Source organism: Streptococcus oralis subsp. dentisani, from assembly GCF_002860905.1.
GTDB classification, from domain to species: Bacteria; Bacillota; Bacilli; order Lactobacillales; family Streptococcaceae; genus Streptococcus; species Streptococcus oralis_BA.
Genome location: NZ_PKIG01000002.1, coordinates 389,740 through 411,865 on the forward strand (window position 1 = coordinate 389,740; position 22,126 = coordinate 411,865).

Sequence of the window (22,126 nt, forward strand, 5' to 3'; positions counted from 1 at the left end):
GGTGATTCTTTGATTTATTTGGACAATGCTGCAACGACTCCTATGTCAGCAGTTGCTATTTCAGCGATAACCAAGGTTATGCAAGAAACCCACGGAAACCCTTCTAGTATTCATGGTCATGGTCGTCAAGCTGGTAAACTCTTGCGAGAAGCCCGTCAGGAACTAGCTCAGTTACTGGGGACAAAACCTCAACATATCTTTTTCACTTCTGGTGGGACAGAAGGCAACAATACTGCTATCATTGGCTACTGCCTTCGTCACCAAGAACAAGGAAAACATATCATCACAACTGCCATCGAGCACCATGCTGTCCTTGAAACGATTGATTACTTGGTTCAACACTTTGGTTTTAAAGTAACCATTATCCAACCAGAAAATCAAGAGATCACGGCCCAACAAATTCAAAAGGCTTTACGTGACGATACGATTTTGGTTTCTACCATGTTTGCTAATAATGAGACAGGAAACCTACTTCCCATTGCTGAAATTGGCCAAATACTCAAGCAACACCCTGCTGCCTATCATGTCGATGCAGTTCAGGTTATTGGAAAAATCCCTATTCATCCAGAAGAATTGGGCATCGATTTTCTCACTGCTTCGGCCCACAAGTTCCATGGTCCTAAGGGAATCGGTTTTCTCTACGCATGTAGCATGGACTTTGATTCCTATCTACATGGCGGAGACCAAGAACAGAAAAAACGTGCAGGAACTGAAAATTTAGCTGCCATCGTAGGCATGGTTGCAGCCCTAAAAGAAGACCTAGAAAAGCAAGAAGACAATTTTCAACATGTACAAGATTTAGAAACTGCCTTTCTTGCAGAGCTAGAGGGAGTTCAATATTACCTGAATAGAGGCGAACACCATCTCCCTTATGTTCTCAATATTGGATTTCCTGACCAGAAAAATGACCTCTTACTCCTTCGTCTAGATTTAGCTGGAATTTCAATCTCTACTGGCTCAGCCTGTACGGCAGGCATTGTCCAATCCAGCCATGTTCTTGAAGCTATGTACGGGGCAAATTCAGAACGCTTGAAGGAATCCGTTCGTATCAGTTTGTCGCCACAAAATACTGTTGAAGACCTACATACCCTCGCAAAAACCTTAAAAGAAATTATCGGAGGTTAGCCATATGGCATTTGAAAAAACCATTCAGTTAAAAAATTGTCGTTACGACTACACTCTTAGCCCTTCTGTTAAAAAATTCACCCTCAAGGACAACACCTTTTTTGAGACTAAGGTTGGGAACTATGAACTGACTCGCCTTTTGGAAAAAGTGCCAAACAGCGGTGAAGGCTTCCAACTCAAAATCATCATTAACAAGGAACTTACAGGTGCTAAAATCAATATCACTGACAAGTTTGGGCTACGTCTAGTTGATATTTTCAAATCAGAAGACCACCACATTCATCAGGAAAAATTCTACTTCCTCATGGATAGCTTGGTAGAACGTGGTGTCTTTACAAAATCGGAAAGATAGAGCCAAAATGTTTGAACTGACCTATAAGGACAACTATCATGTAGAGCGCACTCTCAATTATGAGGATTACGAGGCTCTCATGCTGGCTCTGTCAGGATGTGTGACTCTGCCAGATACACTTTATGTGACTTCTTTGACCTTTAAGGGCCAGGAAGTTTACCAAGGACTGGTCGGAGACCTCTACCGTTTTCTATCACATGCAGATTTTTTACATCAAAACTAAGATTTTTCTTAGTTTTTTCTTGTTTTTGTTGATTTTTTCACAATGTTTCTATAAAATAGAAGAATAGAAAGGTTGTGATTTTGTGAAAGATAAACAGTCTGCTATTCCAAAAGCTACAGCGAAAAGACTCTCTCTCTACTATCGAATTTTTAAGAGATTTCATGCAGAAAAGATTGAACGTGCCAACTCTAAGCAAATTGCAGAGGCCATTGGGATTGATTCAGCGACCGTACGTCGTGATTTTTCCTATTTTGGTGAACTAGGTCGTCGTGGTTTTGGCTATGATGTCAAAAAACTGATGACGTTTTTTGCCGATTTGCTTAATGATAACTCTATTACCAATGTCATGCTGGTTGGTATTGGAAATATGGGGCATGCCCTTCTCCACTACCGCTTTCATGAGCGTAACAAGATGAAGATTATCATGGCCTTTGACCTTGATGACCATCCTGAAGTCGGTAGCCAAACTCCTGACGGGATTCCCATTTACGGGATTTCTCAAATCAAGGATAAAATCAAGGATGCTGATGTCAAAACTGCTATCCTGACCGTTCCTAGCGTCAAATCACAAGAGGTTGCTAATCTCTTGGTAGATGCTGGTGTGAAAGGAATTCTCAGTTTTTCACCAGTTCATCTTCATTTACCAAAAGACGTGGTCGTTCAGTATGTTGATTTGACAAGTGAACTCCAAACCCTCCTCTATTTCATGCGAAAAGAGGATTAGAAAGCGAAAATCATTTTATGAAAAAACCAGTTATAGGGATTACAGGAAACGAAAAAACTCATCCAGATGATGACATCATGATGAGCTACGCAGCAAAAGGCTTTGTTGAAGGCGTTAAAGACGCTGGAGGGATTCCCATCATCCTACCGATTGGTGATCAAGAAATGGCCTGCCACTATATCAGTATGATTGACAAGCTCATCTTGACAGGTGGGCAAAATGTTGATCCAAAATTCTATGGTGAACCAAAAACCATTGATAGCGATGACTACCACCTTCAAAGGGATATCTTTGAACTGGCCCTCATCAAGGAAGCTATTAAACAGAAAAAGCCAATTTTTTCTGTCTGCCGTGGAACACAACTCTTTAACGTTGCCATGGGTGGAACTTTGTACCAAGATATAGAAGACCATTGGCAGAATTGTTCGGCTGAGTACACAACCCAACGCTTGGTGACAGAACCAGATACTGTTCTCCGAGAAATCTATGGAGAAATCTCCCATATCAACTCCTTCCATCACCAGAGTATCAAGGATTTAGCACCTAACTTAAAGATTGCAGCTCATGATCCTAAAGATGGTATCATTGAGGCTGTCATGAGTACGGATGATGTTGCCTTTCTCGGTGTCCAATGGCATCCAGAGTTTCTTTTTGAAAATCGTCCCAAAGATAAAAACCTCTTTGACTATATCGTTAATGAACTTTAGATTAAATCTGTCTTTTCACGATAGCTAAAATAACTGGAGTGAGAGACAATCAAATGGTCCAAGAGGACAATTCCCATCAGTTCGCAGGCTTCTTTAACAAGTTTAGTGACATGATCATCATTTCGGCTAGGGGCTACCGCTCCCGAAGGATGATTATGAACCAAGATGAGAGAGGTCGCCATATGCTTGATGGCATAGTGAAGAATCTCTCGCGGCTCAGCAATACTGCGAGTGGCTGAGCCGATAAAAATGGTCTGTTGATGGATGATTTGATTTTGAGTATTGAGATAGAGCGCCACCAGGTGCTCTTGTTTTTTATCCCCCAATTCCTGCTGCATCTTCTTGGCCAACTTTTGGCTACTGAGAATACTTTCCATCTCAAGGGTCTCATGCTTGTGAATACGATGCCCCAGTTCAATCATAGCTTGTAACTCTATGGCCTTAACACGGCCGATACCAGATAGGCTCTGCAATTCCTGCAGGGTCATTTTTTTCAAATCCGTTAGGCTTGAAAGATTGCTCAAGACTTTCTGGGCAATTTCAAAAACGCTAGCTTGACGTGTTCCTGTCCTGAGTAAAATAGCTAGCAACTCTTGGTTACTGAGCGCTTCCACTCCTTCTTGGGCCAATCTCTCTCTTGGTAATAATGAATCTTCTTGGAATGAAATACTGTACATAAAAATCCTCCTCACTTTATTATTCGTGAGAAGGATGAAAAATTAGATTTTTTTCTCAATTGGAGCCACACTAGCTAAAAGTTTTTTCAAACCTACTTCTGGGAAATTGATTTTTAATTCCTGCGTAGCACCGCTACCTGAGACTTCCAGAACAGTTCCCTCTCCCCATTTTTTGTGGAGAGCAATGTCACCAATGGACCAATTTGTCTCGCTAGACGCTGATTTTGCACCAGCTGAAAGTTGACCAAATGGAAGACCGCTTGACTGAATAGTTTTTGGTGCCACACCGCGTTTACGGTCTTGAAGAGCTTGAGCCAAACTCATTCCTTGACCGAAGGCAAGGCCACCACTACTATATGATGCTTTAAAGCTTGTATTTGATGGACGAGCCAGACCTTGATATTCAAGCAATTCTGAACTGATTTCGTTAATAAAACGAGTCGGACGGTTGTAGTTGGTACGACCAAAAAGCAGGCGCGAGTTGGCATTGGTCAGATAGAGGATTTTCTCTGCACGCGTAATTCCTACATAGGCCAGACGGCGTTCTTCTTCTAATTCATCTTGATCTTCAGCTGCACGGCTAAGCGGAAAGACATTTTCTTCCATCCCAATCAAAAAGACAACTGGAAACTCGAGACCTTTGGCAGCATGCAGGGTCATCAAGGTCACTTCTGATGTCTCCTGACTACCTGAATCTGTGTCGGCAATCAAGGCCAAGTCATTTAAGAAACGACTCAGTTTGTCCAGACCAATTTCTTCTTCTGCCACATCAGAGGTGTCATCAAAGTTTTTCGTCACAGAAAGGAACTCTTCGATATTTTCAACCCGAGCCTTGCTTTCTAGAGTTGCTTGGGCATTAAGAATATCAACGTAACCTGTTTTTTCTAGAATAGCCTCAACCAACTCTGTAATAGTTAATTGGTCCAGTTGCTCCCGCAAATCCAGAATCATATTGGCAAAATCCCATATAGACTGGGCTGCTTTACCCTTGATACCAGACAACATGATATTGGCTGAAGCATCCAGCATAGACATATTTTGCAAATTTGCAAAATCACGGATTTTCTCAACTGTACCTGGCCCAATTCCACGTTTAGGCTCGTTGATAATACGCTCAAAACTGATATTGTCACTCAAATTGGCAATGAGGTTGAGGTAAGCGATAATATCTCGGATTTCCTTACGGCTGTAGAACTTGGTTCCGCCAACCATGGTATAAGGGATATTTGACTTGAGCAAGGCTTCCTCAATAGTACGGGACTGCGCATTAGTACGATAAAGAACTGCAAAATCCTTGTGAAGGAAGTTTTGACTCCGACCAAGTTCATCGATAGTTCTGGCTACAAATACAGCCTCATCTAGCTCATCATTGGCACGATAGTAAACGATTTGTTCCCCATCAGCGTTTTGAGTCCAGAGATTCTTAGGACGGCGGTTTTTATTGTTTTTAATGACCTCGTTGGCCGCTTGGAGAATAGTTTTGGTTGAACGATAATTCTCCTCCAACAAAACAACCTTGGCTTGGGGATAATCTTTCTCGAAGTCCAAGATATTCTGCATATCAGCACCACGCCAACCATAGATAGACTGGTCCGCATCCCCAACAACACAGATGTTTTTAAAACGTGAAGCCAAGAGTTTGACCAATTGATACTGGGCATGGTTAGTATCTTGGTACTCATCAACATGGATGTACTGAAACTTCTGCTGATAGTAGGTCAAAACATCAGGATTTTGATCAAAGAGACGTAGGGTCAGCATAATCAAATCATCAAAGTCAACAGACTCAGACTGACGCAGTTCTTTTTGGTAAGCAGTGTAGCACTGGGCCACGATTTGCGTGTACATATCTCCAGCTTGGGCAGCATAAGCCACATCATCAATCAGATCATTCTTAGCATTGGAAATAGTCCCTAAGATACTCCGTTCATTCCATTTTTTAGGATCCAAGTTCAACTGTTTGAGAATGCGTTTCATGAGCGTTCGCTGTTCACCAGGATCGACAATTGTAAAATTGCGATTGTAGCCAATATGGTCCGCATCGCGACGCAAAATACGCACACACATGGAGTGGAAGGTCGCAATCAGACAGTCCTGAGTGGCTGGATTAAGGTTATAAGCACGCTCTTTCATCTCACGCGCAGCCTTGTTAGTAAAGGTAATGGCCAAGATATTCCAAGGATTAACCAGCTTTTCATCAATCAGATAAGCAATACGGTGGGTTAAAACACGGGTCTTACCAGAACCAGCCCCCGCCATGATTAACAAGGGCCCTTCTGTCGTTTGCACCGCCTCAGCCTGACGGTCATTCATTCCATTTAATAATGCGTTCATCTTCTCTTCCTTACTCTTGAAGTCAATATTTCTATTATATCAGAATTCAGGGAAAATATCTTTACCTAGACTGGTTACGTGTAGAAGGAAACTTCTTATATCTAGATAAAAAATGAGCTTGGATATTATTTCCAAACTCATTTATTACTCAATAAAAATCGAAGTGCAAACTAGGAAGCTAGCCGCAGGCTGTACTTGAGTACGGCAAGGTGAAGCTGACGTGGTTTGAAGAGATTTTCGAAGAGTATAAAGTCAATTGCAATATACTAGAACAAGCCTAATACTGTTCCATCGCTTTCAACATCCATGTTGAGGGCTGCTGGTCGTTCGGGAAGTCCTGGCATGGTCATGACATCGCCAGTTAGGGCAACGATAAAGCCTGCCCCTAATTTTGGTACCAATTCACGAATAGTAATTTCAAAGTTTTCAGGTGCTCCAAGTGCATTTGGATTATCTGAGAAACTATATTGAGTTTTAGCCATACAGATTGGCAATTTGTCCCAACCGTTTTGAACGATTTGAGCGATTTGTGTTTGAGCTTTCTTCTCAAAGTTCACTTTGCTACCACGGTAGATTTCAGTAACAATCTTTTCAATCTTTTCTTGGACAGAAAGGTCATTGTCATACAAACGTTTATAGTTAGATGGGTTTTCAGCGATAGTCTTGACAACTGTTTCGGCAAGTGCTACTCCACCTTCTGCGCCATCAGCCCAGACACTTGCCAACTCAACTGGTACATCGATTGAGGCACAGAGTTCTTTCAAGGCTGCGATTTCAGCTTCTGTATCAGAGACAAATTCATTAATAGCTACGACTGCTGGAATACCGAACTTACGGATATTTTCAACGTGGCGTTTCAAGTTAGCAAAACCGGCACGAACCGCCTCCACATTTTCCTCTGTCAAAGCGTCTTTAGCCACGCCACCATTCATCTTAAGGGCACGAAGGGTTGCTACAATAACTACTGCATCTGGAGAAGTTGGCAAGTTTGGTGTCTTGATATCAAGGAATTTCTCGGCACCAAGGTCTGCACCAAAACCAGCTTCAGTAACTGTGTAATCAGCCAAGTGAAGGGCTGTTGTAGTTGCTAAGACAGAGTTACATCCGTGAGCAATATTGGCAAATGGACCACCATGTACAAAGGCAGGTGTACCGTAAATTGTCTGAACTAGGTTCGGCTTAATCGCATCCTTCAAAATCAAAGCTAAAGCACCTTCAACCTGCAAATCACCTACAGAAACAGGTGTACGGTCATAGCGATAACCGATTACGATATTGGCCAAACGACGTTTCAAGTCCTCGATGTCTGTTGCCAAGCAAAGAATTGCCATGATTTCGGAAGCAACTGTAATATCAAATCCATCCTCACGAGGAATACCGTTTAGAGGACCACCAAGTCCAACGGTCACATGGCGAAGAGCACGGTCGTTCAAATCCACAACACGTTTCCAGAGGATACGACGTTGGTCAATTCCCAACTCATTCCCTTGGTGCAAGTGGTTGTCAATCAAGGCAGAAAGAGCGTTGTTGGCAGTTGTAATGGCATGCATGTCTCCAGTAAAGTGGAGATTGATATCTTCCATTGGCAACACTTGAGCGTAACCACCTCCTGCAGCACCGCCCTTAATCCCCATTACTGGACCAAGAGATGGTTCGCGGATAGCGATCATGGTTTTCTTGCCAATCTTGTTCAAGGCATCCGCAAGACCAATGGTAATAGTTGATTTTCCTTCACCTGCAGGTGTTGGGTTGATGGCAGTAACCAGAATCAATTTTCCAACTGGATTACTCTCAACTGCACGAATTTTATCAAAGCTGAGCTTAGCCTTGTACTTTCCGTACAACTCCAAATCGTCGTAAGAAATACCAAGTTTCTCTACAACATCAACGATTGGCTTCAACTCAATACTCTGTGCGATTTCAATATCTGTTTTCATTCAAAACTCCTCTAACCTCTTTTATGATAATTCATTATAACACAAAACAAGATTTTTAACATCCTTAAACTCTCTAAACGTTCGTAAATATCCCTGTTTTTAAGGTTTTTAGAGTCCTTTCTTAAATTTTATATGGCTTTATAGTTTGAAACTATATTCTTTCCTTTTACCAAAATTTTATCACTTTCATTTTACTTACCGTTTATTTTTGTGTACAATAGTGCTATGAAAATTTTAGTTACATCGGGCGGTACCAGTGAAGCTATCGATAGCGTCCGCTCTATCACTAACCATTCCACAGGTCGCTTGGGGAAAATCATCACTGAAACCTTGCTTGCTGCTGGGCATGAAGTTTGTTTAATTACGACAAAACGATCTTTGAAGCCAGAAGCTCATCCCAACCTAAGTATTCGAGAAATTAGCAATACCAAGGACCTTCTACTGGAAATGCAAGAACGTGTTACAGATTATCAGGTTTTGATTCACTCAATGGCGGTGTCTGATTACACTCCTGTCTATATGACAGGGTTTGAGGAAGTTCAATCTAGTTCCAATATAGAAGAATTTTTAAGCAAGCAAAATCATCAAGCTAAGATTTCTTCAACTGATGAGGTTCAGGTTTTGTTTCTGAAAAAAACACCAAAAATCATCTCTCTAATCAAGGAATGGAATCCTGCTATTCATCTGATTGGTTTCAAACTGCTGGTTGATGTCTCTGAGGATTATCTCATCGAGATTGCCAGAAAAAGTCTTATCAAGAACCAAGCAGACTTAATCATTGCAAATGACCTGACTCAAATCTCAGCAAACCAGCATCGTGCAATCTTTGTTGAGAAAGATCAGCTTCAAACAGTCCAAACTAAAGAAGAAATTGCAGAACTCCTCCTTGAAAAAATTCAAACCTATCATTCATAGAAAGGAAAGCTATGGCACATATTCTCTTGGCTGTAACGGGGTCAATCGCCTCTTACAAGTCGGCAGATTTAGTTAGTTCGCTTAAAAAACAAGGCCATCAAGTCACTGTCTTAATGACCCAGGCTGCTACAGAGTTTATCCAACCTTTGACTCTACAGGTCTTATCACAGAATCCTGTCCACCTGGATATCATGAAGGAACCCTATCCTGAACAGGTTAATCATATCGAACTTGGTAAAGAAACGGATTTATTTATCGTGGTACCTGCAACAGCTAACACTATTGCAAAACTAGCCCACGGCTTTGCGGACAACATGGTAACCAGTACAGCTCTAGCATTGCCCAGTCATATCCCTAAACTAATAGCTCCTGCTATGAATACAAAAATGTATGAACATCCGGCAACTCAGGCTAATCTGAAAACATTAGAAACCTACGGCTATCAGCTGATTGCTCCTAAGGAATCCCTACTAGCTTGTGGAGACCACGGACGAGGAGCTTTAGCTGACCTCACAATTATTTTAGAAAGAATAAAGGAAACTCTCGATGAAAAAACGCTCTAATATTGCACCCATTGCTATCTTTTTTGCAACCATGCTCGTGATACACTTTCTGAGCTCACTTATCTTTAACCTTTTTCCATTCCCAATCAAACCGACTATCGTTCATATTCCTGTCATTATTGCCAGCATTATTTACGGTCCACGAGTTGGGGTTACACTTGGATTTTTGATGGGGCTACTTAGTTTGACGGTTAATACAATTACGATTCTACCGACAAGCTACCTCTTCTCACCATTCGTACCAAACGGAAACATCTACTCAGCTATCATTGCCATCGTTCCACGTATTTTGATTGGTTTAACTCCGTATCTAGTTTATAAACTGATGAAAAATAAAACTGGTCTTATTTTAGCTGGTGCTCTTGGTTCACTTACCAACACAGTCTTTGTACTTGGTGGAATCTTCTTCCTATTTGGAAATGTTTTTGATGGAAATATCCAAAAACTCCTAGCAACCGTTATCTCAACAAATTCGATTGCTGAATTAGTTATTTCCGCAGTTCTAACCCTAGCAATTGTTCCAAGGCTACAGACTTTGAAAAAATAAAAACAACCTCCGCTTTCATACTTGAAGGTGGAGATTTTGTTTGATGTGGTTTGTGTTTTTAGTGAAATGTTTACGAGTCTTTAATTAAAAAAATGACCTATAAACTCAAGTAAATCCTTGCTTTATTGTCTTGTTTATTATACTATACTAGTGTATATACAGTTAAAAAGGAGATTCTTATGAATACACGGAAAAAGACACAATTTATGACAATGACTGCCCTCTTAACGGCTATTGCAATTTTGATTCCAATTGTTATGCCTTTCAAGATTGTCATTCCACCTGCTTCCTATACTTTAGGAAGCCACATCGCTATTTTTATTGCCATGTTCTTATCGCCCTTGATGGCTGTTTTTGTCATCCTAGCCTCTAGTTTTGGATTTTTGATGGCTGGCTATCCCATGGTTATCGTTTTTAGAGCTTTCTCTCATATCGTTTTTGGTACCCTAGGAGCTCTTTACCTACAAAAATTCCCCGATACCCTAGATAAACCAAAAGCTTCCTGGATTTTCAACTTTGTGTTAGCGCTTGTCCATGCCCTTGCTGAAGTATTAGCTTGTGTCATTTTTTATGCAACTTCCGGTACCAATGTAGAAAATATGTTTTATGTTCTATTTGTACTAGTTGGATTTGGCACAATTATCCATAGTATGGTAGACTATACATTAGCACTAGCTGTCTATAAAGTGCTTCGAAAACGCCGTTAAAAAGGAAAAGCTATGACAAAAGATCGCAAACATGCTCTGCTCCAACTCTTGAGAGAAGCTTCTAAAGCCCTTAATGGCCAAAGTTTGGCGGAACATTTTCATGTCACACGTCAGGTCATTGTACAGGACATTGCAATTTTAAGAGCCGATGGCGCTCCTATCCTATCCACCAATCGTGGCTACATCTATAAGCAAATTGAAACCAATCCTTATGTTCACAAACTTTTCAAAGTGAAACATGAAGTTGAAGAAATCGGTCAAGAACTCTTTGCTATCGTTGATAATGGTGGACGTGTTCAAAATACCTTGATTGACCATCCCGTCTATGGAGAAATTGAAACCTTACTTAAACTGTCTTGTCGCAGAGATGTACAACATTTTCTAGAGCAAGTCGAACATTCAGATTTTAGACCTCTGTCTGAATTGACAGATGGCATCCATTACCACCTAGTCGAAGCCGAAACACAACAAGACCTCCACTATATCGAGGAGGCCTTGGATCAGCTAGGTTATTTAGTAAAAGACTAGAAGATTTTCTTCGCCCAGCCATCTTCTGTACGGTGGTGGTAGAAAAACTCTGACTTGTCAGGAGCTTCCATCATTTCCATTAAAGGCAACATATCATAGGCCAGATCCAAGTTTGGAATCTGGTCTTTTTGCACCCAAGAAACTTCTCCAAATCCAAAAGATTGAGACTTTTATATAGAATCAGCTATAACATGTTCTAAAGACTATCCGCTTGATTTTATATTGAAAAGCTTCTCCTTAATTTTTCAAAATTTCGTCCCCTTAATTTTACTTTCGAGCAATAAACATACCATATTCTTTAGGAATAATTAACTTACCCTTATGAAAATGTACTTCCAATCTTTTACGAATGACTTTTTCTTCTAGCGAACCTATTTCTGAAATTCCTTTAAAGGATTGGATGTATTTAGCTAGATCATCCATGCTAGTTACCTGTAACTCATCATCATAGAGTAATGTATCGACAGAGTTAAAATACCTACTCAGGTACCTTTTGCCATTTTGTAAAGTAAAAGTTTTATTTTCCAAATCTTGATTAATCTCATCTTTAAATAAACTTGCCAAATAATCTACAACTCCATTTTCACCAAATGTAGCACAGTAAAAAATTCCGCCTGTTTTTAAGACTCTATTCACCTCAGAGAGCGCTTTAGGAATATCATTTACATGATGTAGAAGCATATTAGCAATAACAATATCAAACGTTTCATCCTCAAAAGAAATCTTTTGAATATCCATTATTTCATAGTTAACATTGTCTCTATTTCCAATCACTGATCTCGTTGTTCTCACCATATCTTTAGAAAAATCTGTAACAACCAACTGCTTCATTTTATCTATAGAATCACTATTACTTTTCCACAGTTCTCCTGTACCACATCCCAATTCTAGAACCTTTACTTCATCAGTGATTTGGTAGTTAGAAAATATCCAATTATTAAATCCCAATTTATTTTTTGAATACTTCTTATGCAATTCTACTCGAATATCAAGACTATCATGACTTTTATATTGTTCAATTACTTTATCATCCATTTTCTGGTACTTCCTTTCATATTTTAAGATTATACCATAAAACAAAACAATCTCCGATTTAAACATTGAAGGTGGAGATTGTTCAAAATATAGATAGGAAATTTAGCAATATTCAGTTGACTTACACCACCATACTTAGCCTATATTTCAGTACCGTACTTTAAAAGATAACACCTATCAACTAATCATAGAACTAAAAAGTTTCTTTCTCCCAGCCATCTTCTGTACGATGACGGTAGAAAAATTCAGATTTGTCCGGAGCTTCCATCATCTCCATCAAAGGTAGCATATCATAGGCCAGATCCAAGTTTGGAATCTGGTCTTTTTGCACCCAAGAAACTTCTCCTTCATCTGAAGAGCGAAGGGTACCAGAGAACTCAGTTGCCTTATAACAAATGACAATATAGCGCCCACCTGTATCCAGTGGCCAATTTTTAATGCCGACAAGTTGAGGATTTTGGATAGTCAATCCTGTTTCTTCGTAGATTTCACGAATGACAGACTCTGCGAAAGACTCGCCATTTTCTACATGGCCTCCTGGAAAGGCAAAACCAGACCAGCGATTGGTTTCTGGAGAGCGATACTGCATCACCACGCGCTTAGTTTCTAGATCTTCAATCAGACAAATATTTGTTAAAATCGTTAATTGGGAACGGGACATATTTTCTCCTTTAAGTACTATTCTAATCCAATGCCTTCACTTCCAGCATCATATCACGTATCTGAGCTGCTAGTTCAAAGTCAAGCACCTCAACGGCTTCCTGCATTTGTTTTTCTAGTTTCTTGACAAGTTCTTTGCGCTCTTGTTTGTTGAGGCTATTGATGTCGACTTCCTTGTCTTCTTCCTTGGCTACTGCCTTGGTTACGGCAATCAGGTCACGGATTTCTTTCTTGATTGTCTGAGGCACAATACCGTGTTCTTCATTATAGGCTATCTGGATTTTGCGACGACGGGCAGTTTCATCGATAGCACGTTGCATAGACTGGGTAACGGTGTCCGCATACATGATGACATGGCCTTCGCTGTTACGGGCAGCGCGTCCAATGGTCTGGATGAGTCCACGCTCGTTACGAAGGAAACCTTCCTTGTCAGCATCGAGAATAGCTACTAGGCTCACTTCAGGTACGTCAATCCCTTCACGTAGCAAGTTGATTCCGACCAAGACATCAAAGACACCCAAGCGCAGGTCACGGATAATCTCCGTACGTTCCAAAGTCTTGATATCCGAGTGCATGTACTTAACCTTGATACCCATTTCCTTCAAATAGTCGGTTAAGTCCTCTGCCATTTTCTTGGTCAAGGTGGTGATAAAGGTACGCTCATTTTTTTCAACACGGGCATTAATTTCACCTAAGAGATCATCAATCTGTCCCATAGTCGGACGGACTTCCACCTCTGGGTCCAAAAGCCCTGTCGGACGAATGATTTGCTCAATCACTGTCTCGGTCTGTTCATTTTCATAGTCGCCCGGTGTCGCTGAAACGTAAACAATCTGGTGCACATGGCTTTCAAACTCTTCACGACGAAGAGGACGATTGTCCAAGGCGGAGGGCAAACGGAAACCATAATTTACTAACATTTCCTTACGAGAACGGTCTCCATTGTACATGCCTTTGATTTGTCCCATGGTCATGTGACTTTCGTCAATCATAATCAAGAAATCATCTGGGAAGAAGTCGAGAAGGGTATAAGGAGGCTCTCCTTCGCTCCGTCTATCCATGTGACGTGAGTAGTTTTCAACCCCATTTGTATAGCCCATCTCGCGCAACATTTCGATATCATACTCTGTCCGCTGTTTCAAACGCTGGGCTTCAAGCAGTTTGCCTTCCTTCTCAAAGATAGCTAGTTGCTCTTCTAATTCTGCTTGAATCTTGGCAATAGCATCCTCCATATGATCGTCATTGGTCACAAAGTGAGTCGCAGGGAAAATCGCCAAATGATCCACTTCTCCCAATACCTGACCAGTCAGGGCCTCAACCTCACGAATACGGTCAATTTCGTCTCCAAAAAATTCTACTCGAAAAGCGTGTTCATCACGAGATGCTGGGAAAATCTCCACCACATCCCCACGAACGCGAAATCTTCCCCGTTGGAAATCAATATCATTACGTTCAAACTGGATATCAACCAAGTCATTCAAGAGTTTATCACGAGAAATTTCAAGACCTGGACGCAGACTCACAACACTGTCAGCATATTCCTTGGGCGAACCCAAACCATAGATACAAGAGACAGAAGCCACGACGATAACATCGTTACGCTCAAGAAGGGCTGAAGTCGCTGAGTGGCGGAGCTTGTCAATCTCGTCATTGACAGAACTATCCTTCTCAATGTAGGTATCACTAGAAGGGACATAGGCCTCAGGTTGGTAATAATCATAGTAAGACACGAAGTACTCAACTGCATTTTCAGGGAAAAATTCCTTAAATTCTCCATAGAGCTGACCAGCAAGCGTCTTATTGTGAGCAATGACCAGAGTTGGTTTATTTACTTTGGAAATAACCTGACTCATGGTGTAGGTCTTCCCTGTTCCAGTCGCCCCCATCAGAATCTGAGCTTTTTCTCCACCCTCGATATTATCAACCAACTGCTCAATAGCTTGAGGTTGGTCTCCTGAAGGTTGATATTTTGATACTAGTTTAAATTGATTGTCTGTAATGCGATTGATCATAAGAATCCTCTCTCCATGTGCTATTCCTATTTTAGCATACTTGTATCATTTTCACGAAGAAAAGGACAGACCGAAGTCACATCCTCTCATTTTCTTTCTTTAATTGATAAGCGAGATAGACAATCAGCAGTAGTAAAACCAGACTTGTCATGATAGAACCTTCAATCCCAAAAGAACCACCTGATAACCAATCTTGATTGCCTTGTGGTAAAAAGGTCATCAGTGATGTCCCAGACGGCTGACCGCTAACTAAAATCCCAAAGAGATTACCCTGAGCAAAATTCCAAGCCCCATGAATACCTGCAACACCCCAAACTGTATCGGTTTTGAGGAGGTAAAGTGACATGGCAACTCCAAATAAGAAGAGATTCACTAGAGATAGAGGTGTGAGACCCGAATTACCCATATGAAGCAGGGTAAAGAACAGGCTAGATATAAGAACAGCAAATTTTAGATTGGTTCTTGAGGCCAATTGGGGAAGGAGCCAAGCACGGGCTACCACTTCTTCTGTTGTCCCCTGTAAAATCCAAAAAGGGATAGTAAAGACTACAAAGACAAGCGAGTAAAGATTCAAGTGAAGGGATTCCAAACGATATTGCCCCAAGGCTACTAAACCTAACAAGGTCAGAAGAAAAAGTGCCAAACCTAAGCCAAATCCTTTCAGAAGACTGCTGAGGAAATTTTCTCTATAAAATCCCAAGGTTCGAATAGGTCTTTTCTCAACTTTTCTAGTCCATCTGAACACAGTGTTGAGAACGAACCCAAAGGCCAGTAAATCTAAAATTAAATGAAAGTCACTTGTTTTATCCGTCAAGCTCTGATGCAAGGTCTGCAAGTAGGCTGCAAGATTTTGACCAGCCTCTCCAAAATTTCTAGCAAGTCCGATGAGAGCTAACAAACTAATACCATATAAAGTATAAGCCACAAACTCTCCTATGAAGACAAAAACAAAGGCTAACAAGGGGCTTGTGTAGAGGTTTAACCGCATTTGGGAAGCTTGGAAGTCTTTAAATATTCTTTTGTTCTTCATATCCCTGTCCTCTTTTCTTCTATTATATACTATTATAGCACTTTTTAATAGCAATTCAAGAAAGAAAAGAAATAATCAATGTTATATTTTCTGTCACAGAAATATAAAAATTTGCCTTTTTTTACTTTTTCTGATATAATGGGAAAATATTCGGAAAAGGAGACTAAAAATGAAGAAAAAATTTCTAGCATTTTTGCTAATTTTATTCCCAATTTTCTCATTAGGTATTGCCAAAGCAGAGACGATTAAGATTGTGTCTGATACCGCCTACGCACCTTTTGAGTTTAAAGATTCAGATCAAACTTATAAAGGAATTGATGTTGACATTATCAACAAAGTCGCTGAGATTAAAGGATGGAACATTCAGATGTCCTATCCTGGATTTGACGCAGCGGTAAATGCGGTTCAAGCTGGTCAAGCTGACGCTATCATGGCAGGGATGACAAAGACTAAAGAACGTGAAAAAGTCTTCACCATGTCTGATACTTACTATGATACAAAAGTTGTCATTGCAACTACAAAGGCACACAAGATTAGCAAGTACGACCAATTAACTGGTAAAACTGTTGGTGTTAAAAACGGAACAGCCGCTCAACGTTTTCTTGAAACAATCAAAGATAAATACGGCTTTACTATTAAAACATTTGACACTAGTGATTTGATGAACAACAGCTTGAGTACTGGTGCCATTGATGCTATGATGGATGATAAACCTGTTATCGAATATGCTATTAACCAAGGTCAAGACCTCCATATTGAAATGGATGGTGAAGCTGTAGGTAGCTTTGCTTTCGGTGTTAAAAAAGGAAGCAAATACGAGCACCTAGTTACTGAATTTAACCAAGCCTTGGCTGAAATGAAAAAAGATGGTAGTCTTGATAAAATCATCAAGAAATGGACTGCTTCATCATCTTCAGCAGTGCCAACTACAACTACTCTAGCAGGATTAAAAGCTATTCCTGTTAAAGCTAAATACATCATTGCCAGCGATTCTTCTTTTGCACCTTTTGTTTTCCAAAACTCAAGCAACCAATTTACTGGTATTGATATGGAATTGATTAAGGCAATCGCTAAAGACCAAGGTTTTGAAATTGAAATCATCAACCCTGGTTTTGATGCTGCTATCAGTGCTGTCCAAGCTGGTCAAGCTGATGGTATCATTGCTGGTATGTCTGTCACAGATGCTCGTAAGGCAACTTTTGACTTCTCAGAATCCTACTACACTGCTAATACTATCCTTGGTGTCAAAGAATCAAGCACCATTGCTTCTTATGAAGATTTGAAAGGGAAGACAGTCGGTGTTAAAAACGGAACTGCTTCTCAAACTTTCCTAACAGAAAATCAAAGCAAATACGGTTACAAAATCAAAACCTTCGCTGATGGTTCATCAATGTATGACAGTTTAAACACTGGTGCCATTGACGCCGTTATGGATGATGAGCCTGTTCTCAAATATTCTATCAGCCAAGGGCAAAAATTGAAAACACCAATCGCTGGAACTCCAATCGGTGAAACAGCCTTTGCTGTTAAAAAAGGAGCAAATCCAGAATTGATTGAAATGTTCAATAACGGACTTGCTAACCTTAAAGCAAACGGTGAATTCCAAAAGATTCTTGACAAATACTTAGCTAGTGAGTCATCAACTGCTTCAACAAGCACTGTTGATGAGACAACTATCTGGGGCTTGCTTCAAAACAACTATAAACAACTCCTTAGCGGGCTTGGTATCACTCTTGCTCTAGCTCTTATCTCATTTGCTATTGCTATTGTTATCGGGATTATCTTCGGTATGTTTAGTGTCAGCCCGTATAAATCTCTTCGTGTGATTTCTGAGATTTTCGTTGACGTTATTCGAGGTATTCCATTGATGATTCTTGCAGCCTTCATCTTCTGGGGAATTCCAAACTTCATCGAGTCTATTACAGGCCAACAAAGTCCAATTAACGACTTTGTAGCTGGTACTATTGCCCTTTCTCTCAATGCAGCCGCTTATATCGCTGAAATCGTTCGTGGCGGTATTCAGGCCGTTCCAGTTGGTCAAATGGAAGCCAGCCGAAGCTTGGGGATCTCTTATGGCAAAACCATGCGTAAGATTATCCTGCCACAAGCAACTAAATTAATGTTGCCAAACTTTGTTAACCAATTCGTTATCGCTCTTAAAGATACAACCATCGTATCTGCTATCGGTTTGGTGGAACTCTTCCAAACTGGTAAGATTATCATCGCCCGTAACTACCAAAGTTTCAAGATGTATGCAATCCTTGCTATCTTCTATCTTGTAATTATCACACTTTTGACTAGACTAGCGAAACGCTTAGAAAAGAGGATTCGTTAATGGCAAAATTAAAAATTGATGTAAATGATTTACACAAAAACTACGGAAAAAATGAAGTCCTAAAAGGAATCACGACTAAGTTCTATGAAGGAGATGTTGTTTGTATCATCGGTCCTTCAGGTTCTGGTAAGTCAACCTTCCTCCGTAGCCTCAATCTTCTAGAAGAAGTCACTAGCGGTCACATCACTGTGAACGGCTATGACTTAACTGAAAAAACAACCAATGTTGACCACGTTCGTGAAAATATCGGAATGGTGTTCCAACACTTTAACCTCTTCCCTCATATGTCTGTATTGGACAACATTACTTTTGCTCCTATCGAGCACAAGTTGATGACTAAGGAAGAAGCTGAGAAATTGGGAATGGAGTTGCTTGAAAAGGTTGGGCTAGCAGATAAAGCTAATGCTAGCCCAGATAGCCTATCAGGTGGTCAAAAACAACGTGTGGCCATCGCTCGTGGACTTGCAATGAACCCAGATATCATGCTCTTTGATGAACCAACTTCAGCCCTTGACCCTGAGATGGTCGGAGACGTACTGAACGTTATGAAGGAATTGGCTGAGCAAGGTATGACCATGATTATCGTAACCCATGAAATGGGATTTGCCCGTCAAGTTGCCAACCGCGTTATCTTTACTGCAGACGGTGAATTCCTAGAAGACGGAACACCTGATCAAATCTTTGATAACCCACAACACCCACGTCTGAAAGAGTTCTTGGACAAGGTCTTAAACGTCTAAACTAAAACTGTAAGGATTTCCTTACAGTTTTTTTCTATCTCGTATTGGATTTTTTGATTTTTCGGAAAATTATGTTAGAATTAAGTTTATGAAATGAGGTTTCCTCATACCTAGCAAGACTAGGAATAAAAATAGAAATTAGGTAGCTAGATGTCATCTAAGGTTATTGTTACAATTTTCGGTGCGAGTGGAGACCTGGCTAAACGCAAGCTCTACCCTTCCCTTTTTAGACTATATAAATCCGGCAATCTTTCCGAGCACTTTGCCGTCATTGGAACTGCTCGTCGTCCTTGGAGCAAGGAATATTTTGAGTCTGTTGTTGTCGAATCTATCCTTGATTTGGCAGATAGTACCGAACAGGCTCAGGAGTTCGCTAGCCACTTCTACTATCAAAGTCATGATGTCAATGATACAGAGCACTACATTGCTTTGCGTCAATTGCAGGCTGAACTCAATGACAAGTACCAAGCTGAACACAACAAGCTCTTCTTCTTGTCTATGGCACCTCAATTCTTTGGAACCATTGCTAAGCACCTCAAGTCTGAAAACATTGTAGATGGAAAAGGTTTTGAACGCTTAATCGTTGAAAAACCATTTGGTACAGATTACGCAACTGCAAGCAAGTTAAATGACGAGCTCCTAGCAACATTTGACGAAGAACAAATTTTCCGTATCGACCATTATCTTGGTAAGGAAATGATTCAAAGCATCTTTGCAGTTCGCTTTGCAAACCTGATTTTTGAAAACGTTTGGAACAAGGATTTTATCGACAATGTTCAAATTACCTTTGCGGAGCGCTTGGGTGTAGAAGAACGTGGTGGCTACTATGACCAATCTGGTGCCCTCCGCGACATGGTACAGAACCACACTTTGCAACTTCTTTCTCTCCTTGCTATGGACAAGCCAGCAAGCTTCACAAAGGACGAGATTCGTGCTGAGAAGATTAAGGTCTTTAAAAATCTCTATCATCCAACTGATGAAGAACTTAAAGAACACTTTATCCGTGGTCAATACCGTTCTGGTAAGATTGATGGCATGAAATACATCTCTTATCGTAGCGAGCCAAATGTGAATCCAGAATCAACAACTGAAACCTTTGCATCTGGTGCCTTCTTTGTGGACAGCGATCGCTTCCGTGGTGTTCCTTTCTTCTTCCGTACTGGTAAACGTCTGACTGAAAAAGGAACTCATGTCAACATCGTCTTTAAACAAATGGATTCTATATTTGGAGAACCACTTGCTCCAAATATTTTGACCATCTATATCCAACCAACAGAAGGCTTCTCTCTTAGCCTAAATGGGAAGCAGGTAGGAGAAGAATTCAACTTAGCTCCGAACTCACTTGATTACCGTACAGATGCGACCGCAACTGGTGCCTCTCCAGAACCATACGAAAAATTGATTTATGATGTCCTAAATAACAACTCAACTAACTTTAGCCACTGGGATGAAGTTGGTGCGTCGTGGAAATTGATTGACCGTATCGAAGAACTCTGGGCTGAAAATGGTGCCCCACTTCATGACTATAAAGCTGGAAGCATGGGACCTCAAGCTAGCTTTGACTTACTTGAAAAATTCGGTGCCAAATGGACTTGGCAACCAGATATCGCCTATCGTCAAGATGGCCGTTTAGAATAAAAAAAATTCCTGCAAGTTTGTAACTTGCAGGATTTTTGCTTCTGATTAGATTAAGCCTTCCAAGAGACCCTTCATAAAGTTTTCTGAGTTAAACTCTCCAATATCATCGATTTTTTCACCAAAACCAATCAATTTTACAGGAATATTGAGTTCTTCACGGATGGCTAGAACAACACCACCTCGAGCAGTTCCATCAATCTTAGTCAAGACAATTCCTGTCAAAGGTGTGATTTTGGAAAATTCTTTGGCCTGTACCAGGGCATTCTGACCTGTTGATGCATCAAGTGCCAAGAAGGTTTCATGAGGTGCTTCTGGCACAACACGTTTGATGATACGACCAATCTTTTCCAGCTCAGCCATGAGGTTGTCCTTGTTTTGCAGACGACCAGCGGTATCAATCATGAGAATATCAATACCTTCAGCTACGGCACGTTCCATGCCATCAAAGACCACACTGGCTGGGTCAGCTTTTTCAGGTCCAGTCACAACTGGAACGTCCACACGACGGCCCCATTCAGCTAGCTGGGCTACCGCCCCCGCACGGAAGGTATCTGCCGCAACCAACATGACCTTCTTACCTGCTTGTTTGTAGCGGTGGGCTAGTTTCCCGATAGAAGTTGTTTTCCCAACACCATTAACACCAACAAAGAGCATGACTGTCAAGCCATCTTGGAAGTGGATACGTTCATCGTAATTGCCATTCTTTTCATAAAGCTCAACCAATTTCTCAATGATGACACGGCGAAGTGCATCAGGTTTCTTGGCGTTTTCAAGCTTGGCTTCGTAGCGTAGCTCCTCTGTTAAGTTAGAAGCGACCTGGACACCAACATCACTCATAATTAGCAGTTCTTCCAGTTCCTCGAAAAATTCTTCATCAACAGAGCGGAAATTGGCAAAGAAGGCATTCAAACGAGCACCAAATCCTGTACGAGTTTTCTTGAGACTGCGGTCATATTTTTCCTGAACAGTTTCTTCTGCCTGAGACCTTTCTGGTTCAAGCACTTCAGAACTATTTTCTTCTACAATCTCTAGGAGCTCAGTATTCTCTTCCTCTGGGACTTCTTCTGAGTTTGGAAATTCATTGACTTCTTCTTGTTGAACTTCTACAACTGGCTCTAAATTGTTATTTTCTTCAACTGTCTCTTGATTTTCGTCTTCTTCAAACACAGCTTCTTCAGAACTTTCAACTTCTGCTTCTTCATGAGGAACTTCCTCAGCTTCTGTTAAGGCAGGCTCAACATCTTCTGATAGATCAAGATTTTCCAGAGCTTCTTTTACAACTTCTTCGATTTTAGGTTCTTCTTTTTTTCCGAATAGACGGTCAAATAATCCCATAT

General features: G+C 40.8%; 21 protein-coding genes and 1 pseudogene. 13 read left to right on the top strand and 9 right to left on the bottom strand.

Features of this window, described 5'->3' with window-relative positions; all coding sequences use genetic code 11:
- Window positions 1–9 precede the first annotated feature (9 nt).
- From CYK16_RS04895 to CYK16_RS04915, 5 genes are all read left to right on the top strand, one after another.
- A complete protein-coding gene (locus CYK16_RS04895) occupies window positions 10–1,125 on the top strand; it encodes a cysteine desulfurase family protein (protein WP_060805289.1) in 1,116 nt (371 codons plus the stop codon).
- Between the two features lie 4 nt (window positions 1,126–1,129).
- Window positions 1,130–1,477 (top strand): DUF1831 domain-containing protein, encoded by a 348-nt coding sequence (locus CYK16_RS04900; RefSeq protein WP_000863540.1) that lies wholly within the window; start codon window positions 1,130–1,132, stop codon window positions 1,475–1,477.
- Between the two features lie 7 nt (window positions 1,478–1,484).
- Window positions 1,485–1,700 (top strand): DUF4649 family protein, encoded by a 216-nt coding sequence (locus CYK16_RS04905; RefSeq protein WP_060805288.1) that lies wholly within the window; start codon window positions 1,485–1,487, stop codon window positions 1,698–1,700.
- An 82-nt stretch (window positions 1,701–1,782) separates the two neighbouring features.
- On the top strand, window positions 1,783–2,424 hold the full coding sequence (locus CYK16_RS04910) for a redox-sensing transcriptional repressor Rex (protein ID WP_000653414.1): 642 nt from the start codon (window positions 1,783–1,785) through the stop codon (window positions 2,422–2,424).
- Between the two features lie 17 nt (window positions 2,425–2,441).
- Window positions 2,442–3,131 (top strand): gamma-glutamyl-gamma-aminobutyrate hydrolase family protein, encoded by a 690-nt coding sequence (locus CYK16_RS04915; protein ID WP_000743338.1) that lies wholly within the window; start codon window positions 2,442–2,444, stop codon window positions 3,129–3,131.
- Here CYK16_RS04915 and radC read toward each other — a convergent pair.
- From radC to CYK16_RS04930, 3 genes are all read right to left on the bottom strand, one after another.
- Complete coding sequence (gene radC, locus CYK16_RS04920; RefSeq protein ID WP_060805287.1) at window positions 3,128–3,808, bottom strand: RadC family protein; 681 nt, start codon at window positions 3,806–3,808, stop codon at window positions 3,128–3,130. The two genes, CYK16_RS04915 and radC, sit on opposite strands and share 4 nt — an antisense overlap.
- A gap of 42 nt (window positions 3,809–3,850) precedes the next feature.
- The gene (gene pcrA, locus CYK16_RS04925; RefSeq protein WP_060805286.1) at window positions 3,851–6,142 is read right to left on the bottom strand and encodes a DNA helicase PcrA; all 2,292 of its coding nucleotides are present in this window, start codon (window positions 6,140–6,142) and stop codon (window positions 3,851–3,853) included.
- Between the two features lie 266 nt (window positions 6,143–6,408).
- Entirely contained in the window at window positions 6,409–8,079 is a 1,671-nt protein-coding gene (locus CYK16_RS04930; RefSeq protein ID WP_060805285.1) for a formate--tetrahydrofolate ligase, read from the bottom strand.
- Between the two features lie 225 nt (window positions 8,080–8,304).
- Here CYK16_RS04930 and coaB point away from each other — a divergent pair, with 225 nt between their 5' ends.
- The 5 genes from coaB to CYK16_RS04955 all read left to right on the top strand — a co-directional run bounded on the left by coaB (window position 8,305) and on the right by CYK16_RS04955 (window position 11,339).
- A complete protein-coding gene (gene coaB / locus CYK16_RS04935; protein WP_060805284.1) occupies window positions 8,305–8,994 on the top strand; it encodes a phosphopantothenate--cysteine ligase in 690 nt (229 codons plus the stop codon).
- A gap of 11 nt (window positions 8,995–9,005) precedes the next feature.
- Complete coding sequence (gene coaC, locus CYK16_RS04940) at window positions 9,006–9,557, top strand: phosphopantothenoylcysteine decarboxylase (protein ID WP_060805283.1); 552 nt, start codon at window positions 9,006–9,008, stop codon at window positions 9,555–9,557.
- On the top strand, window positions 9,541–10,104 hold the full coding sequence (locus CYK16_RS04945; RefSeq protein WP_060805282.1) for an ECF transporter S component: 564 nt from the start codon (window positions 9,541–9,543) through the stop codon (window positions 10,102–10,104). Before coaC ends, CYK16_RS04945 begins: the two co-directional genes overlap by 17 nt.
- 179 nt (window positions 10,105–10,283) lie before the next feature.
- A complete protein-coding gene (locus tag CYK16_RS04950; protein WP_060805281.1) occupies window positions 10,284–10,811 on the top strand; it encodes an ECF transporter S component in 528 nt (175 codons plus the stop codon).
- Window positions 10,812–10,823: 12 nt separating this feature from the next.
- Window positions 10,824–11,339 (top strand): transcription repressor NadR, encoded by a 516-nt coding sequence (locus tag CYK16_RS04955; protein ID WP_060805280.1) that lies wholly within the window; start codon window positions 10,824–10,826, stop codon window positions 11,337–11,339.
- Here the strand turns inward: CYK16_RS04955 and CYK16_RS04960 are convergent.
- The 5 genes and pseudogenes from CYK16_RS04960 to CYK16_RS04980 form a co-directional block, all read right to left on the bottom strand.
- Window positions 11,336–11,503 (bottom strand): annotated as a pseudogene (locus tag CYK16_RS04960) (8-oxo-dGTP diphosphatase); the annotation flags it as partial. The gene CYK16_RS04955 and the pseudogene CYK16_RS04960 sit on opposite strands and share 4 nt — an antisense overlap.
- Before the next feature lie 103 nt (window positions 11,504–11,606).
- A complete protein-coding gene (locus tag CYK16_RS04965) occupies window positions 11,607–12,374 on the bottom strand; it encodes a class I SAM-dependent methyltransferase (RefSeq protein WP_060805279.1) in 768 nt (255 codons plus the stop codon).
- Window positions 12,375–12,567: 193 nt separating this feature from the next.
- The gene (locus tag CYK16_RS04970) at window positions 12,568–13,035 is read right to left on the bottom strand and encodes an 8-oxo-dGTP diphosphatase (protein ID WP_060805278.1); all 468 of its coding nucleotides are present in this window, start codon (window positions 13,033–13,035) and stop codon (window positions 12,568–12,570) included.
- A 22-nt stretch (window positions 13,036–13,057) separates the two neighbouring features.
- Window positions 13,058–15,046, bottom strand: coding sequence for an excinuclease ABC subunit UvrB (uvrB, locus tag CYK16_RS04975; protein WP_060805277.1), 1,989 nt, complete (start codon window positions 15,044–15,046; stop codon window positions 13,058–13,060).
- A gap of 76 nt (window positions 15,047–15,122) precedes the next feature.
- Window positions 15,123–16,076 (bottom strand): CPBP family intramembrane glutamic endopeptidase, encoded by a 954-nt coding sequence (locus CYK16_RS04980; protein ID WP_060805276.1) that lies wholly within the window; start codon window positions 16,074–16,076, stop codon window positions 15,123–15,125.
- A 169-nt stretch (window positions 16,077–16,245) separates the two neighbouring features.
- On the opposite strand from CYK16_RS04980, the gene CYK16_RS04985 reads away from it, so the two are divergent.
- The 3 genes from CYK16_RS04985 to zwf all read left to right on the top strand — a co-directional run bounded on the left by CYK16_RS04985 (window position 16,246) and on the right by zwf (window position 20,789).
- Window positions 16,246–18,411 (top strand): ABC transporter substrate-binding protein/permease, encoded by a 2,166-nt coding sequence (locus tag CYK16_RS04985; RefSeq protein ID WP_060805275.1) that lies wholly within the window; start codon window positions 16,246–16,248, stop codon window positions 18,409–18,411.
- Entirely contained in the window at window positions 18,411–19,151 is a 741-nt protein-coding gene (locus CYK16_RS04990; protein WP_060805274.1) for an amino acid ABC transporter ATP-binding protein, read from the top strand. The genes CYK16_RS04985 and CYK16_RS04990 overlap by 1 nt, the downstream gene beginning before the upstream one ends.
- Window positions 19,152–19,301: 150 nt before the next feature.
- Window positions 19,302–20,789, top strand: coding sequence for a glucose-6-phosphate dehydrogenase (zwf, locus tag CYK16_RS04995; protein WP_049501794.1), 1,488 nt, complete (start codon window positions 19,302–19,304; stop codon window positions 20,787–20,789).
- A 45-nt stretch (window positions 20,790–20,834) separates the two neighbouring features.
- Here zwf and ftsY read toward each other — a convergent pair whose 3' ends face one another.
- Window positions 20,835–22,124 carry a signal recognition particle-docking protein FtsY gene (gene ftsY, locus CYK16_RS05000; protein ID WP_060805273.1) on the bottom strand — a complete coding sequence of 430 codons (1,290 nt, stop codon included), beginning with the start codon at window positions 22,122–22,124 and terminating at the stop codon, window positions 20,835–20,837.
- Window positions 22,125–22,126: the final 2 nt, after the last annotated feature.

Excerpts from the sequence above, each read along its gene's own strand:
- CYK16_RS04900 (WP_000863540.1), top strand. The coding sequence starts at position 1,130 with ATGGCATTTGAAAAAACCATTCAGTTAAAAAATTGTCGTTACGACTAC.
- CYK16_RS04905 (WP_060805288.1), top strand. The coding sequence starts at position 1,485 with ATGTTTGAACTGACCTATAAGGACAACTATCATGTAGAGCGCACTCTC.
- CYK16_RS04915 (WP_000743338.1), top strand. The coding sequence starts at position 2,442 with ATGAAAAAACCAGTTATAGGGATTACAGGAAACGAAAAAACTCATCCA.
- radC (WP_060805287.1), bottom strand. The coding sequence starts at position 3,808 with ATGTACAGTATTTCATTCCAAGAAGATTCATTATTACCAAGAGAGAGA.
- pcrA (WP_060805286.1), bottom strand. The coding sequence starts at position 6,142 with ATGAACGCATTATTAAATGGAATGAATGACCGTCAGGCTGAGGCGGTG.
- CYK16_RS04930 (WP_060805285.1), bottom strand. The coding sequence starts at position 8,079 with ATGAAAACAGATATTGAAATCGCACAGAGTATTGAGTTGAAGCCAATC.
- coaB (WP_060805284.1), top strand. The coding sequence starts at position 8,305 with ATGAAAATTTTAGTTACATCGGGCGGTACCAGTGAAGCTATCGATAGC.
- coaC (WP_060805283.1), top strand. The coding sequence starts at position 9,006 with ATGGCACATATTCTCTTGGCTGTAACGGGGTCAATCGCCTCTTACAAG.
- CYK16_RS04945 (WP_060805282.1), top strand. The coding sequence starts at position 9,541 with ATGAAAAAACGCTCTAATATTGCACCCATTGCTATCTTTTTTGCAACC.
- CYK16_RS04950 (WP_060805281.1), top strand. The coding sequence starts at position 10,284 with ATGAATACACGGAAAAAGACACAATTTATGACAATGACTGCCCTCTTA.
- CYK16_RS04955 (WP_060805280.1), top strand. The coding sequence starts at position 10,824 with ATGACAAAAGATCGCAAACATGCTCTGCTCCAACTCTTGAGAGAAGCT.
- CYK16_RS04965 (WP_060805279.1), bottom strand. The coding sequence starts at position 12,374 with ATGGATGATAAAGTAATTGAACAATATAAAAGTCATGATAGTCTTGAT.
- CYK16_RS04970 (WP_060805278.1), bottom strand. The coding sequence starts at position 13,035 with ATGTCCCGTTCCCAATTAACGATTTTAACAAATATTTGTCTGATTGAA.
- uvrB (WP_060805277.1), bottom strand. The coding sequence starts at position 15,046 with ATGATCAATCGCATTACAGACAATCAATTTAAACTAGTATCAAAATAT.
- CYK16_RS04980 (WP_060805276.1), bottom strand. The coding sequence starts at position 16,076 with ATGAAGAACAAAAGAATATTTAAAGACTTCCAAGCTTCCCAAATGCGG.
- CYK16_RS04985 (WP_060805275.1), top strand. The coding sequence starts at position 16,246 with ATGAAGAAAAAATTTCTAGCATTTTTGCTAATTTTATTCCCAATTTTC.
- CYK16_RS04990 (WP_060805274.1), top strand. The coding sequence starts at position 18,411 with ATGGCAAAATTAAAAATTGATGTAAATGATTTACACAAAAACTACGGA.
- zwf (WP_049501794.1), top strand. The coding sequence starts at position 19,302 with ATGTCATCTAAGGTTATTGTTACAATTTTCGGTGCGAGTGGAGACCTG.
- ftsY (WP_060805273.1), bottom strand. The coding sequence starts at position 22,124 with ATGGGATTATTTGACCGTCTATTCGGAAAAAAAGAAGAACCTAAAATC.